General features: G+C 73.0%; 13 protein-coding genes. 4 read left to right on the top strand and 9 right to left on the bottom strand.

Going from position 1 to position 14,008, the window contains the following annotated elements; translation table 11 throughout:
* Window positions 1–212: 212 nt before the first annotated feature.
* From ACGFMP_RS22085 to ACGFMP_RS22075, 3 genes are all read left to right on the top strand, one after another.
* Window positions 213–836 (top strand): 50S ribosomal protein L25/general stress protein Ctc, encoded by a 624-nt coding sequence (locus tag ACGFMP_RS22085; RefSeq protein ID WP_393674498.1) that lies wholly within the window; start codon window positions 213–215, stop codon window positions 834–836.
* 124 nt (window positions 837–960) lie between these two features.
* A complete protein-coding gene (gene pth, locus ACGFMP_RS22080; RefSeq protein WP_393674497.1) occupies window positions 961–1,554 on the top strand; it encodes an aminoacyl-tRNA hydrolase in 594 nt (197 codons plus the stop codon).
* Window positions 1,555–1,616: 62 nt separating this feature from the next.
* Window positions 1,617–2,111 carry a hypothetical protein gene (locus ACGFMP_RS22075; protein ID WP_393674496.1) on the top strand — a complete coding sequence of 165 codons (495 nt, stop codon included), beginning with the start codon at window positions 1,617–1,619 and terminating at the stop codon, window positions 2,109–2,111.
* A gap of 66 nt (window positions 2,112–2,177) precedes the next feature.
* Here ACGFMP_RS22075 and ACGFMP_RS22070 read toward each other — a convergent pair whose 3' ends face one another.
* Window positions 2,178–3,005 carry a trans-aconitate 2-methyltransferase gene (locus ACGFMP_RS22070; RefSeq protein ID WP_393674495.1) on the bottom strand — a complete coding sequence of 276 codons (828 nt, stop codon included), beginning with the start codon at window positions 3,003–3,005 and terminating at the stop codon, window positions 2,178–2,180.
* Between the two features lie 134 nt (window positions 3,006–3,139).
* On the opposite strand from ACGFMP_RS22070, the gene ACGFMP_RS22065 reads away from it, so the two are divergent.
* The gene (locus ACGFMP_RS22065) at window positions 3,140–3,637 is read left to right on the top strand and encodes a MarR family winged helix-turn-helix transcriptional regulator (protein WP_393674494.1); all 498 of its coding nucleotides are present in this window, start codon (window positions 3,140–3,142) and stop codon (window positions 3,635–3,637) included.
* Here the strand turns inward: ACGFMP_RS22065 and ACGFMP_RS22060 are convergent.
* From ACGFMP_RS22060 to ACGFMP_RS22025, 8 genes are all read right to left on the bottom strand, one after another.
* A complete protein-coding gene (locus ACGFMP_RS22060; protein WP_393674492.1) occupies window positions 3,596–4,393 on the bottom strand; it encodes a LuxR C-terminal-related transcriptional regulator in 798 nt (265 codons plus the stop codon). The two genes, ACGFMP_RS22065 and ACGFMP_RS22060, sit on opposite strands and share 42 nt — an antisense overlap.
* Window positions 4,394–4,630: 237 nt before the next feature.
* On the bottom strand, window positions 4,631–5,761 hold the full coding sequence (gene galK / locus ACGFMP_RS22055) for a galactokinase (protein WP_393674491.1): 1,131 nt from the start codon (window positions 5,759–5,761) through the stop codon (window positions 4,631–4,633).
* Entirely contained in the window at window positions 5,758–6,738 is a 981-nt protein-coding gene (galE, locus tag ACGFMP_RS22050; RefSeq protein ID WP_393674490.1) for a UDP-glucose 4-epimerase GalE, read from the bottom strand. The genes galK and galE overlap by 4 nt, the downstream gene beginning before the upstream one ends.
* A complete protein-coding gene (gene galT, locus ACGFMP_RS22045) occupies window positions 6,735–7,787 on the bottom strand; it encodes a galactose-1-phosphate uridylyltransferase (RefSeq protein WP_393674489.1) in 1,053 nt (350 codons plus the stop codon). Before galT ends, galE begins: the two co-directional genes overlap by 4 nt.
* Window positions 7,788–8,004: 217 nt before the next feature.
* Entirely contained in the window at window positions 8,005–8,682 is a 678-nt protein-coding gene (locus tag ACGFMP_RS22040; protein WP_393674647.1) for a response regulator transcription factor, read from the bottom strand.
* A 220-nt stretch (window positions 8,683–8,902) separates the two neighbouring features.
* On the bottom strand, window positions 8,903–10,657 hold the full coding sequence (locus ACGFMP_RS22035; protein ID WP_393674487.1) for a hypothetical protein: 1,755 nt from the start codon (window positions 10,655–10,657) through the stop codon (window positions 8,903–8,905).
* 148 nt (window positions 10,658–10,805) lie between these two features.
* Window positions 10,806–12,602 (bottom strand): ABC-F family ATP-binding cassette domain-containing protein, encoded by a 1,797-nt coding sequence (locus ACGFMP_RS22030; RefSeq protein WP_393674645.1) that lies wholly within the window; start codon window positions 12,600–12,602, stop codon window positions 10,806–10,808.
* 482 nt (window positions 12,603–13,084) lie between these two features.
* Complete coding sequence (locus ACGFMP_RS22025) at window positions 13,085–13,987, bottom strand: 4-(cytidine 5'-diphospho)-2-C-methyl-D-erythritol kinase (protein ID WP_393674486.1); 903 nt, start codon at window positions 13,985–13,987, stop codon at window positions 13,085–13,087.
* Window positions 13,988–14,008: the final 21 nt, after the last annotated feature.

Raw genomic sequence — 14,008 nt, 5'->3', positions numbered from 1 at the left:
GCAGAATCGGTACGCCGGTCCGCCGTCCGTAGCCTGATCGATTTCGTCCGGGGCCTCCCCGCCGGTTACGCTGTCCGCGTTGCTCGGCGAGGGAGGCCCCGGACGTATCTCGTTCCGGACCCGGCTCCGTTATCGACGCGCTCCTCGTAACCGTGGATCGGCCCGTCGGGGCCGGGCGACCGTACCGTCTGCCACCACGAGGAGTGAACCTCATGTCCGAGGTCAAGATCGCCGCCCAGCTGCGCACCGAGTTCGGCAAGGGCGCCGCCCGCCGGATCCGCCGTTCCGACCAGGTGCCCGCCGTCATCTACGGCCACGGCGCCGACCCCAAGCACGTCTCGGTCCCCGGCCACGAGCTGCTGCTCGCGCTGCGCACCGCCAACGTCCTGATCTCGCTCGACATCGACGGCAAGGCCGAGCTGGTCATCCCCAAGGCCGTGCAGCGCGACCCGCTGCGCGGCTTCATCGAGCACGTCGACCTGCTGTCGGTCAAGCGCGGCGAGAAGGTCACCGTCGAGATCCCGGTCGCCACCGAGGGCGAGCTGGCCCCCGGCGGCAACCTGCTGGAGCACGTGCTCAACACCCTGCCGGTCGAGGCCGAGGCCACCCACATCCCCGAGGGCGTCACGGTCAGCGTCGAGGGCCTGGAGGCCGGCGCCTCCATCCTCGCCAAGGACATCGCGCTGCCGAAGGGCACCACGCTGGCCGTCGACGAGGACGCCGTGGTGATCCAGGTCGTGGCCGCGCAGGCCGAGGCCGCCGAGGAGACCGAGGAAGAGGCCGCCGAGGACGAGGCCGCTCCCGCCGCCGAGGAAGACGCCGCGGAAGAAGCCTGATCCGGCGTCGCCTTCCGGCGACTCCCTGCCGCCGCCGTACCCTGCGGGGTGCGGCGGCGCAGTTGCGTTCCGCCCCCGCACGACCTGCCCCGCACCCGAGCCCGCCCGAGACCTGGAGACGTGGATGAGCGACAGCACAGCGCCCTGGCTGGTGGCCGGTCTCGGCAACCCCGGGCCCGAGTACGCGGCGAACCGGCACAACATCGGCTTCATGGTCGCCGACCTGCTGGCCGAGCGGATCGGCGGGCACTTCAAGCGCTCGGGCAAGGCCCAGGCCCAGGTCGTGGAGGGCAGGATCGGCCCGCCGGGGCCCGCGAGCCGCCGGGTCGTGCTGGCCAAGCCGATGACCTTCATGAACCTGTCCGGCGGGCCGGTGACCGCGCTCAAGGACTTCTACAAGGTGCCGACCGAGCGCGTCATCGCCGTCCACGACGAGCTGGACATCCCCTACGCGGCGCTGCGGCTCAAGCTCGGCGGCGGCGACAACGGCCACAACGGGCTCAAGTCGATCACCAAGTCGCTGGGCCCGGACTATCTGCGGGTGCGGGCCGGCATCGGCCGCCCGCCCGGGCGGATGGACGTGGCCGCCTTCGTGCTCAAGGACTTCTCCGCGACCGAGCGCAAGGAGCTGGACTGGTTCGTGGACCGGGCCGCCGACGCCGTCGAGGCGCTCATCGCGGACGGCCTGGAGCGCGCGCAGAGCACGTACAACAGCTGACCGCGGTGCCCCGGGTCCCGCGGGTTTGACCGGACGGCATGCCATGGCCAAAGATCGCCCGCATGGTCAAACGGAGCCGTTCCCGCCGGGTGGCGGAGGGCGCTTGGGGACTTGTGCTGCTGGCCCGGGTGGTCGGTGTGACCGCGGTGGCCGCGCTGCTGCTGGTGTCCGGCGCGTGGGACTCCTGGCGGACCGCCCAGCACGTGATGCTGACCAAGGGCCGTGAGCACGGCACCATGACGCTGGCCAGCTGCGGTGACTCCGTCTGCACGGGGCCCTTCGTGCCCAAGGGCACCGCCGTCGCCCGCCCCCGGGTCACCATCGAGCTGCCGATCAGGCACACCACGGGCGCGAAGGTCCCGGTCGCCGTCGAGCCGGGCACCAGCAAGGTCGTCAGGGCCGGCTGGGGCGGGGTCCTCTTCGCCTGGGTCCCCTTCGGCGGCGCCCTGCTGCTGGCCGCCGTGGTCCTGGCCGGCGGCCTGCGGATGCGCCGCACCGCCTGGGTCCTCGCCGGCTGCGGGGCGGCCCTGCTGGCGGGCGCCTTCCTCACCCTCTAGGCCGCGGGCATGCCCCCGCCCCCGGCCGCACGGGGCCTGGGGCGGGGGCGGGGGTCGCGGCGCGGGTCAGTTCGCGGGGCCTGCGGTGCGGGCCACGGCGAAGATCCGCCGGAAGGGGAAGACCGTGCCGTGCGGGCCGGGCGGATAGGCCTTGCGCAGCAGGTCGCGGTACTGCCCGACGAATTCGCGCGCGGCGGCCGGGTCGTCGTCGAGGGCGGTCAGGACGGGGCGCAGAGCGGTGCCCTTGGTCCATTCGAGGACCGGGTCCTCGCCCTGGAGCAGCTGTACGTAGGTGGACTCCCAGACGTCCACCTCCTGGCAGCCGAGCACGGTCAGGCGCTCCAGGTAGTCGGCGGGGCTGAGGATGTGCACGTAGCGGCGGCCGTGGCCGTCGAGCCGGGCGCGCCACCGGGGTGTGTCGCAGAGCTCGGCGAGCAGCGCGTGGCTCGGCGCGGTGAAGTTGCCGGGTACCTGGAAGGCGAGGGTGCCGCCGGGGGTGAGGTGGTCGAGCCAGTCGCCGAAGCGGTCGGCGTGGCCCGGCACCCACTGGAGTGCGGCGTTGGAGACGATCAGGTCGTAGGGCTCGTCGGGTGTCCAGACGGCGGCGTCGGCCCGGCGGAAGTCCAGGGTGCCGCCACCGGGGGTGGGTCCCGCGTGGTCCGCCGCCGAGGCCAGCATCTCGCGGGAGCTGTCGAGGCCGGTGATACGGGCGGCCGGCCAGCGGTCGGCCAGCAGTGCGGTGACGTTGCCGGGGCCGCAGCCCACGTCGGCGATACGCGCGGCGTCCCCGCCGGGCAGTCCGCCGATCCGGGCGAGGAGGTCGAGGAACGGGCGGGTGCGGTGGGTGGCATGGCGGAGATACTGGTGTGGGTCCCACGTCGGGCTTGCGTGCATCGTTCGTACTCCCTGGGTGGTACGGAACCGCTGCCGAAACGGAGGGCGAGGTTCACCCCTCCTCTCCAGGCTCCACCCATGGATATCTTGATGTCAAGAGACTTCATATCGACAGACCTATTACACTGATCTCCATGGAGGACGAGGTCGACCGGCTGGTCGCTGCATGGCGCCGAGAGCGCCCCGACCTCGACGTCGAACCGCTCGAGGTGCTCAGCCGGGTGAGCAGGCTGGCCCGGCACCTGGACCGGGCCAGGCGGCTGGCCTTCGCGGAGCACAGCCTGGAGCCATGGGAGTTCGACGTGCTCACCGCGCTGCGGCGCGCGGGCACCCCGTATCAGCTCTCACCCGGGCAGCTGCTCACCCAGACCCTGGTCACCTCGGGCACGATGACCAACCGGATCGACAGGCTCGCGGAGAAGCGCCTGGTCGAAAGGCTCCCCGACCCCTCCGACCGGCGCGGGGTGCTGGTCAGGCTCACCCGGGCGGGGCAGGACCGCGCCGACCGGGCGCTGGCCGGCCTGCTCGCCCAGGAACGCGCCATCCTGGGCGAGCTCAGCCAGGCCCAACGGGCCGCTCTCGCGGCGCTGCTACGACAGCTGACCGCGCCTTTCGACAACATCCCCGGCTGACGGGACCAGCTCCACCGGTCCCACGCCCGCCCGCCGGGCCAGCGCCACGGCCGCGAGCGTCGAGTGCACACCGAGCTTGCCCAGCACGTTCTGCATGTGCGTGCGGACCGTGTGCGGGGACAGGAACAGCCGTTCCGCGACCGCCTTGCGGCCGAGCCCCGCCACCATGCAGCGCAGCACCTCCTGCTCACGCGGCGTCAGCGACTCGACCAGCTGCTCGCTCTCGGTGCGGTGCCTGCGGGCCGCGGTCAACTCGCGCAGCACACCGGTCAGCAGGGCGGGCGGCAGATGCGTCTCGTCCCGAAGCACCCCGCGCACCACCGCGAGCAGCCGGGACAGCGAGCAGTCCTTGGCGACCCAGCCGGACGCCCCCGCCTGGAGCGCGAGGGCCGCGCGCTGCGGATCGTCCCGCTCGGCCAGCACCACCGTGCGGGTGCCGAGGTGCTCGGCACGGACCCGTTCCACCAGCGCGAGGCCGTCGATGACGGGGTCGCGCGGCTCGGCGTGCCGCTGTTCCGACAGCGGTGGCACGGCGGTCAGTTGCGGCCGGCCCCTGGGGCCTGTGCCCAGGTCGGCGTCGACAAGCAGTACGTCGTAGCGCCGGCCGTCGACCGCGGCGCGGTCCAGGCAGCGCTGGGCGGCGGGGCCGCTGCCGGCCGCCGAGACGTCGACGTCTGATTCCGCCGCGAGTGCGGCAGCAAGCGACTCGGCGAAGATGCGATGGTCATCGACGACGAGCACGCGGATTCGTCCCACGGACACCACTCCCGCTGTACGGCACTCCCCCAGTGGCGGGGCGTCATCGCCTGGGATCCGGCACCCGTGGCGGGGCCGCCGCCCCGGGCACGGGTGCCGAATCCCGTGCGTCTCGCCCCCTGATGAACGCCGGCCCCCACCGGCGCTGTGGGAAAAGCGTAGGGGTTCCCCCGGATATTGGCGCCGTCTTGGCGGAAGTTGCCCGTCCGGGCAACTTCCGCCCGGCGGGGGCGCGGGTCAGCCGAGGCGGTGGGCGCCGGGTGCGGGGGTGGACGCGAAGATGCGGGCGGCCGGCAAGGCGGCGCTGACGGCCGCGGTCACGGCGGCCTGCGACTCGGCCGGGACCAGGGCGATGGCCGAGCCGCCGAAGCCGCCGCCGGTCATCCTGGCACCGAGCGCGCCGCAGGCCAGGACCGTGTCGACGACCAGGTCGAGCTCGGGGCATGACACCTGGAAGTCGTCCCGCAGGGACGCGTGGCCTGCGGTGAGGACCGGCCCGATGTCGCGGATGCGCCCGGCGTCGAGCAGCGCGATGACCTCCTCGACGCGGCGGTTCTCGGTGACGACGTGCCGGGTGAGCCGGCGCAGCCGCTCGTCGGGAAGGGCGTCGAGCGCGGCGGCCAGGCCGTCGTAGGACACGTCCCGCAGCGCGGGCAGGCCCAGCACGGCGGCGGCCTCCTCGCAGCCGGACCGCAGCGAGGCGTAGGCCCCGTCCGCGTGGGCGTGCTTGACGCGGGTGTCGGCCACCAGCAGCACCAGGCCCTCGCCCGCCAGGTCGAGCGGCACCTGGCGCTGCGCGAGGCCGCGTACGTCGAGGTGCAGCGCGTGCCCCTCGGTGCAGCACGCGGACGCGGTCTGGTCCATGACGCCGACGGGCGCCCCGACGTAGACGTTCTCCGAGCGCTGGCAGAGCAGCGCGAGATCCTGCCGGCCGATCCGCGCGCCGTACAGGTCGCAGAGCGCGAGCGCGGTGACGACCTGGAGGGCCGCGGAGGAGGACAGCCCGCCGCCGACCGGCACCGTGCTGTCGTAGTGGATGTCGGCGCCGCCGACCGGGTGCCCCGCCTCGCGCAGGGTCCACAGCACCGCGGCGGGGTAGGTGGCCCAGCCGGCCCCCCGGCCCGGTTCGAGGTCGTCGATGCGCAGCTCGACCACGCCGCCGTCCATGTCGGCGGAGTGGACCCGCAGCAGGCCGTCGTCGCGGCGGGCGACGGCCGCCCTGGTGGTCTGCGGGAGGGCGAAGGGCAGCACGTGGCCGTCGTTGTAGTCGGTGTGCTCGCCGATCAGGTTCACCCGTCCGGGCGCTGCCCAGCTGCCTTCCGGCGCGCGTCCGAAGACATCCTTGAAGGCTATGCCGAGGTCCGTCATCGTGCGTCCTCCCCGAGGGATTGGGCGAAGGTCCAGGCGTCGCGGACGATGTCCGCGAGGTCGGTGCGGGTGGGCCGCCAGCCGAGCCGGTCGTGCGCGCGCTGTGCGGAGGCGACCAGGATGGCGGGGTCGCCGGCCCTGCGCGGCTGCGTGACCGCGGGGATGGGGTGCCCGGTGACCTGCCGGACGGTGTCGACGACCTCACGGACGGAGAATCCGCTGCCGTTGCCGAGGTTGCAGATCAGGTGCTCGCCCGCGGCGGCGTGGTCGAGCGCCAGCAGGTGCGCCTCCGCCAGGTCGGCGACGTGGATGTAGTCGCGCAGGCAGGTGCCGTCGGGGGTCGGGTAGTCGTCGCCGTAGACGGCGATGGACTCCCGCCGGCCCTGGGCGACCTGGAGGACCAGCGGGATGAGGTGCGACTCGGGGTCGTGCCGCTCGCCGTGGCTGCCGTAGGCGCCGGCGACGTTGAAGTAGCGCAGGGACACCGCGGCCAGGCCGTGGGCGGCGCACTCGGCGCCGATCATGTGGTCGACGGCGAGCTTGGTGGCGCCGTAGGGGTTGGTCGGCGCGGTGACGGAGTCCTCGGTGATGGGGACGGTCGCGGGCTCGCCGTAGGTGGCGGCCGTGGAGGAGAAGACCAGCGTGCGGACACCGGACTCGCGCATGGCGTCGAGCAGTTCGAGGGTGCCGCCGACGTTGTTCCGCCAGTACTTCGCCGGGTCCGCGACGGACTCGCCGACCTGCGAGGACGCGGCGAAGTGCAGCACCGCGTCGTAGGAGCCGTCGAGCACCTTGGCGGCTTCCTGGATCCGGCCCTCGACGAAGTCGGCGCCGGCGGGCACGCCCTCCCGGAAGCCCGTGGACAGGTCGTCGAGCACGGTCACCCGGTGCCCGGCCTCCAGCAGACGGGCCGCGACGACCCCGCCGACGTATCCGGCTCCACCGGTGACCAGCAGTTTCCTGGGGCTCTTGCTCACTGGCTCGCTACCTCTCGCAGTCGCAGCGCGGCGGCCTCCGGCGGTACGTCGTTGATGAACGCGCCCATGCCCGACTCGGACCCCGCAAGGTACTTCAGCTTGCCCGATGTGCGGCGAATCGTGAAAAGCTCCAGATGCAGGGCGAAGTCGCGTCGCTCGGGGGTGTCGAAGGGCGCCTGGTGCCAGCCGGAGATGTACGGGGTGCGGGGCTGGTCGGGGCCGAAGATCCGGTCGAAGCGGCGCAGCAGCTCCAGGTAGACGCGCGGGAATTCGGCGCGCGCGTCCTCGTCGAGGGCGAGCAGGTCGGGCACCCGGCGGCGCGGGAAGAGGTGGACCTCGTAGGGCCAGTGGGCGGCGTGCGGGACGAACGCGGTCCAGTGCTCGCCGGCCAGCACGATCCGCCGCCCGTCGGCGATCTCGTCGGCCAGCACGTCGTCGAAGAGGTTGCGGCCGGTGCGCTCCCGGTGCTCGGCGAGGGTGCGCAGCATGAGCGAGGTGCGCGGGGTGACGAAGGGGTACCCGTAGATCTGGCCGTGCGGGTGGCCGAGGGTGACGCCGATCTCCTTGCCGCGGTTCTCGAAGGGGAAGACCTGCACGACACCCTGCAGTTGGGACAGCTCCCTGGTGCGGTCGATCCAGGCGTCGAGGACCAGCCGGGCGCGGGCCTCGGTGAGGTCGGCGAAGGACGCGTCGTGGTCGGAGGTGAAGCAGACCACCTCGCAGCGCCCGGCGTCGCCCGCCAGCGAGGGGAAGCGGTTCTCGAAGACGACGACCTCGTAGTCGGTGTCGGGTATCTCGCTGAGCCGCCCCTCACGGGACGGGCAGAGCGGGCACTCGTCGGCCGGGGGGTGGTAGGTGCGGCCCTGGCGGTGCGAGGCGACAGCCACGGTGTCGCCGAGCAGGCGGTCGTGGCGCAGTTCCGAGTGGGTGGCGACGGGCTCCAGCGGACGGCGGTCGACGGCGTCGCGGACGACGTTGTCGGCCGTGTCGTCGGCGTCGTAGTAGATCAGTTCGCGGCCGTCCGCGAGCCGGGTCGTCGTCTTCTTCACCCTACAGACCCCTCACACCACAATCACCCAACATAACCGCACACAATGAATCATGACAGAACAGTGCAGTCAATGCGCGAGGGCAGGTGAAGTTGACTTCATTACCTGTAGGGAGCGCCGCGTGTGTTTCGGGCACAACCAAACAAAGACGAACAGATACACGACCGGACCCCCCACCGACGGCGCTCGGGGGCCTCCACCCGCGGTATCGGCCGGGTCAGCGCTGCACGGGGGCCGCCGCACGGTCCAGCAGGCCGGTGCGGGCGGCCAGTGCCGCCGCCTCCAGCCGGGAGCCGACCCCCAGCTTCATCAGCACCCGCTGCACGTGCGTGCGCGCGGTACTGGGCGCTATCTTCATCCCCGCGGCGATCAGCCGGGTGTCCTCGCCCTCGGCGACCCTGACCAGCACCTCGATCTCGCGCGGGGTCAGCAGTTCGAGCAGCCGCATACCCTCGTCGTCCGGCTGCTGCGCCGGGTTGAGCAGCTCGGCGAAGGCGCCCTGCAGCAGCGGCTGCGCCACCGCGACCTCACCGGCCCGCGCCTTGGCCATGGCCCGCTCCACGCCCTCGATCCGCTCGTCGTGGCGCACGTAGCCCGACGCGCCGGCCGCGAAGGCCGCCGCGATGCCGCGCGGGTCGGGCACCGGGCCCAGGACCACCACCGCCACCGAGGGCCGCTCGCGCCTGATCCGCGCGACCGCGTCGAAGGCGCCGGGCTCCGCGGGCGCCGCCGTGCCGAACAGGCACACCTCGGGCGCCCGGCTCAGCACCAGCTCCGCCGCACCGCCGGAGGGCGCGGACGCGGCCAGCACGCGGTGTCCGCGCAGCTTCAGCGCGGAGGCCAGCGCCTCGGCCAGCAGCCGGTGGTCGTCGACCACGACCAGGCGTACGCCCATGTCGGCCATCCCCCATCCCCACAGGGGTCCGCTACGCCGCCGCCCCCGTTCCCTGTGCATACCGCGCCCGAGCCGGTCCCAACCGCCCCCGCCGGGTATGGGCCCAGGCCGCGAAGTTACACGCTTGCCCCATGGGCGCGCGCCCCGAACCGGGCAGAAATTTCCGGGAATTCCGGACTGCCTGCCGGCAGGGGACGCGCGGGTGGCCCGGCGGTGCGGCTCAGTGGAAGTCGACCAGGTACTTCTCGTCGTCGTTGCCCTCGTAGACGGTGTGGGTCACCACGTAGAAGTGGCCGTTGTGCCAGTAGGGGTAGTTCTCCAGGTCCGACAGGTCGATGTGGTCGTGTGCCCCGTCCGCGAAGCTCGCGAACTTCGTCATCGCGCCGGTCGCGGGATCGATGGTGATCAGCTTGCCCGCCACGTCGTAGTCCGGCGGTTCGACGGCGAGCACCTTGCCGTCCACGAAGTCCAGGCCGACCACCGCCTGCTTGTCCTCGGGCTTGGCCACCCACTTCTGCTTGCCGTCGCTGGTGTTGAAGGCGACGATGCCGCTCAGCACCTGGCCCTGGCTGTCGCTCTGGCTGCGCAGCGTCAGGTAGACGGTGTCCTTGCTGACCAGCACGTTGTGCACGTCCTGGGCGCCGTTGTCACCGAGCGAGACGTCGTACTTGTCGGTGCCCAGCGAGATCCGGGACTGCATCTTGCCGGCCGCCAGGGTGACGACGTCGGTGGTGTTGCTGTTCTCGGTGCCGAGCACCACCACGACCGGGTCGGTGGACACGATCGCGTTGACCTCGGTGCCGCCCGGCGCGCTCCACGTCCACTTGGCCTTCCCGTGGTTCTCCGGGTCGACCACCTGGACCTTGTAGGTCTCGAAGTTGCAGTTGACGATCACCACGAACTGGCTGCCGCCGGCGTAGCCGTCGTCCTCGCAGTCGCCGTTGCCGCCCTGCCACAGGACCGCCTGGGTGGACAGCCGGTAGCCGATCGAGCCGCTGAGCCAGTCCACGCCGACCGTGTCACCGCTGATCGCCATCTGCGAGTAGTCGAAGTCGGTCTTGCTCCCGGTGGCGCCCGGCAGGTTCACCGACCACTTCTGGACGCCGGTGGTCAGGTCGAAGACCATGATCTGGTTGCAACTCGGGCCGTACTGGATCGCCGCCAGGTTCTTGTACGTGTCCTTGGCCGCCGAGCAGTCGCCGCGGGAGGGCGCGGGCAGCGTCCAGGCCGGGTTGCCGGTGGACATGTCGTAGGCGACGACCTTGTTGATCTCGCCCTTCACCACGTACTTGTCGGTGAACCAGATCCCGGGGACCGTCTTGAGGTTGTCCTTCTCCGCGACCTTGTCCGCCGGCTTGTCCCAGCCGAACGCCAGCTCCTCGGAGTGCGGGGCCGCGGTCGGGGCGCCGCTGGTCGGCCCCGCGGTCGGCTTGGGGTCCGGCTTGCTGTCGCCCTTCGTCGCGAAGTAGACACCGCCGCCGACCACAAGCACCGCGGCCACCACGGCCGCGACGATGATCAGCAGCTTGTTCCTGGACCCGCCACCGCCCGGAGCGCCCGGATACTGCGGCTGGCCCGGGTAGCCGTACGGCCCCTGCGGCGGCACCTGGCCGTACTGCGGCTGTCCCGGGTACTGCGGCTGGCCGCCGCCGGCGTACGGCGGGGGTGGCGGGGCCTGCGGCGGGAACTGCTGGTTGGGGAAGGCCGCCTGGGTGGGCGCCTGCGCGTACGGGTTCTGCGCGGGCGGCACCGGCTGCGCGTACGGGTTCTCGCCCGCGGGCGGCTGCCCCGGGGCCGGGTAGCCGTAACCGCCGCCCGGGGGCGGCGGCGGGGTCTGCGCCGGATACCCGTAGCCGGGCGGCGGGGGCGGCGCCTGCGGCTGCGGGTGCTGGGGAGGTCCCGGCGGGGGCGGCACGGCGCCGTCGGACTTCCCGAACTCGGGCGGGTTGCCTGGCGGCGGGGGCGGCTGCGACATCGGCGGGACCTCTTCGTGCTCACGGTTGGTGTCGGGTGATCGGAAATTCTTTCTATCACCCGGCACCCTTGCCCCCAGGGGCCAGAGCTGTTCCGTTACCCGCCTGCTACACGTTCTCCCCGACCGCCCCGCCGGACCTCCGCAACGGCTACTGGCCCGCGTCGTCGGCCAGTTCGAGCCAGCGCATTTCCATGTCCTCGCGCTCCTCGCGCAACGCCCGCAGCTCGGCGTCGAGTTCCGCGACCTTCGCGAAATCGGTGGCGTGCTCGGCGATCCGCGCGTGCAGCGTCTTCTCCTTGTCGCCGAGCTTGTCCAACTGCCGCTCGATGCGCTGGAGCTCCTTCTTCGCCGCCCGGGTATCGCCGACCGGCTTGTCCTTCGGCTGCGGCGCCGGGGGCGCCGCGGCCTCCGCGATCGCCCTGCGGCGCTCCAGGTACTCGTCCACCCCGCGCGGCAACATCCGCAGGCTCTGGTCGCCGAGCAGCGCGAAGGTCCTGTCGGTGGTGCGCTCCAGGAAGAAGCGGTCGTGGCTGATGACCGCCATCGAACCCGGCCAGCCGTCCAGCAGGTCCTCCAGCTGGGTCAGCGTCTCGATGTCCAGGTCGTTGGTCGGCTCGTCGAGGAACAGCACGTTCGGCTCGTCCATCAGCAGCCGCAGCAGTTGCAGGCGGCGCCGCTCACCACCGGACAGGTCGCCGACCGGCGTCCACTGCTTCTCCTTGGTGAAGCCGAACTTCTCGCACAGCTGCCCAGCCGTCATCTCCCGGCCCTTGCCCAGGTCGACCCGCTGCCGCACCGCCTCGACCGCCTGCAGAACCCGCCAGGACGGGTCCAGCTCCGCGACCTCCTGCGAGAGGTACGCCAGCCGCACCGTCTTGCCCACCACGACCCGGCCCGCGGCCGGCTGCGTGTCGCCGTCGCTCACCGCCGCGTCGGCGAGGGCCTTGAGCAGCGAGGTCTTCCCCGCGCCGTTCACCCCCACCAGGCCGACCCGGTCACCGGGGCCGAGCTGCCAGGTGACATGCCGCAGCAACTGCTTGGGCCCGGCCGTGACCGTGACGTCCTCCAACTCGAAGACGGTCTTGCCGAGCCGGGAGTTGGCGAACTTCATCAGCTCCGCCGAGTCACGCGGCGGCGGCACATCCTCGATCAGGGCGTTCGCCGCCTCGATCCTGAAGCGCGGCTTCGACGTCCGCGCGGGGGCGCCCCTGCGCAGCCACGCCAGCTCCTTGCGGACCAGGTTCTGCCGCTTGGTCTCCTCCGTCGCCGCGATGCGCTCCCGCTCGGCGCGGGCGAAGACGTAGTCGCTGTAGCCGCCCTCGTACTCGTAGACCGAGCCGCGCTGCACATCCCACATCCGGGTGCACACCTGGTCCAGGAACCAGCGGTCGTGCGTCACCACCACGAGCGCCGACCTGCGGGCCCGCAGATGCGCCGCGAGCCAGGCGATGCCCTCCACATCGAGGTGGTTGGTCGGCTCGTCCAGCACGATCAGGTCCTGCTCGTCGATCAGCAGCTTCGCCAGGGCGATACGCCGGCGCTCGCCACCGGACAGCGGGCCGATCACCGTGTCGAGCCCGGCGGGGAAGCCCGGCAGGTCCAACCCGCCGAACAACCCGGTCAGCACGTCCCGGATCCTGGCGTCGCCCGCCCACTGGTGGTCCGCCCGGTCCCCGACCACCTCATGCCGCACGGTCGCCGCCGGGTCCAGGCTGTCGTGCTGCGTCAGCACCCCGAGCCGCAGCCCGCCCTGGTGCGTCACGCGTCCCGCGTCGGGCTCCTCCAGCTTCGCGAGCATCCGCACGAGGGTGGTCTTGCCGTCCCCGTTCCGCCCGACGACGCCGATACGGTCCCCCTCGGACACGCCGAGCGACACCGCTTCCAGCAAAGCGCGGGTGCCGTACGTCTTGCCGACGGCTTCGACGTTGACCAGGTTGACGGCCACTTCTCGTCTCTCCAAGCGCAGGGGGAAATCTCTCCCTCACCCTAATCGCCCGGGGCACCCTGGCTTTCCCCTCCGGGGGCGGGGGCGGGTGGACGCCATGCCGTGCCGTGCCGTGCGGGTGCCCCGGGCGTTACGGGGCCGGTGCCGGGTGGCGCCTCGCGGGGTGCCCCCGGCGCTGCAGGGCGGGTGCCGCGGCGTCGGGGCTGTTCGCGCAGTTCCTCGCGCCCCTCACGGGGTGCCCCCGGGCGTTGGGGGGCGGGTGCGGCGCCATCGGGGCTGGGCGCGCAGTTCCTCGCGCCCCTCAGGGGGTGCCCCCCGGCGTTGGGGGGCGGGTGCCGCGGCGTCGGGGCTGGGTGGCGCCTCACGGGGTGCCCCCCCGGCGTTGGCGGGCGGGTGCCGCGGCGTCGGGGCTGGGCGCGCAGTTCCTCGCGCCCCTCGCGGGGTGCCCCCCGGCGTTGGGGGGCGGCGGGGGGATGGCGGGGTCAGAGGAGGGTGGCGCCGGGGGAGGGGGAAGGGGCGGTGTGGGCGCCGGAGGGGAAGGTGGCTGCCAGGGTGGCTGCGGCGGCCGCGGAGGGGGCGAGGAAGGCGCAGGTGGGGCCCGAGCCAGAGACGAGTGCGGCAAGGGCGCCGGCCGCCAGCCCGGCGTCCAGGGTGGCGGCGAGCGCCGGGCGCAGGCCGACCGAGGCGGCCTGGAGGTCGTTGGAGAGCGCCGCGGCCAGCGCGGTGGCCGACCCCGTCCGGAGCGCGGCGAGCAGCGCGGGGTCCGCGACCGGCGCGGGAAGGTCGGCGGCGAGGTCGCTCCCCCCACCGGCCCGCCGCAGGCGATCGCATTCGCGGTAGACGTCCGGCGTGGACAGCCCGCCCTCGGCGACGGCGAAGACCCAGTGGAATTCCCCGCCGACCTCGAGCGGCGTCAGGATCTCCCCGCGCCCGACCCCGAGCGCGGCGCCCCCCAGCAGGCCGAAGGGCACGTCGCTGCCCAGTTCCGCGGCCAGTTCGAGCAGCTCCTCGCGCGGTGCGCCGAGCCCCCACAGCGCGTCGCACGCGACGAGGGCGCCCGCCGCGTCGGCGGATCCGCCCGCCATGCCTCCGGCAACCGGGATGTCCTTGTCGATGTGCAGGTGCACGTCGGGCTCGACCCCGTACCGCTTGGCGAGCGTGACCGCCGCCCGCGCGGCGAGATTCGTCCCGTCGAGCGGGACGCCCGCCACGTCCCGGCCCGCCGCGGTGATCCGCAGCCCGTCCGCGGGCGCGGCGGTGACGTGGTCGTGGAGCCCGACGGCGAGGAAGACCGTGGCCAGGTCGTGGAAGCCGTCAGGGCGCCGGCCGCCCACGGACAGCTGGACGTTGACCTTGGCGGGCACGCGGACGGTGACGGCGCTCACGGGCGGGGGCTCCTCATGTTC

Origin of the sequence: Streptomyces sp. NPDC049040 (assembly GCF_043197715.1) — a bacterium.
Lineage (GTDB): Bacteria > Actinomycetota > Actinomycetes > Streptomycetales > Streptomycetaceae > Actinacidiphila.
This window is presented reverse-complemented; position numbering and strand designations above follow the sequence as displayed.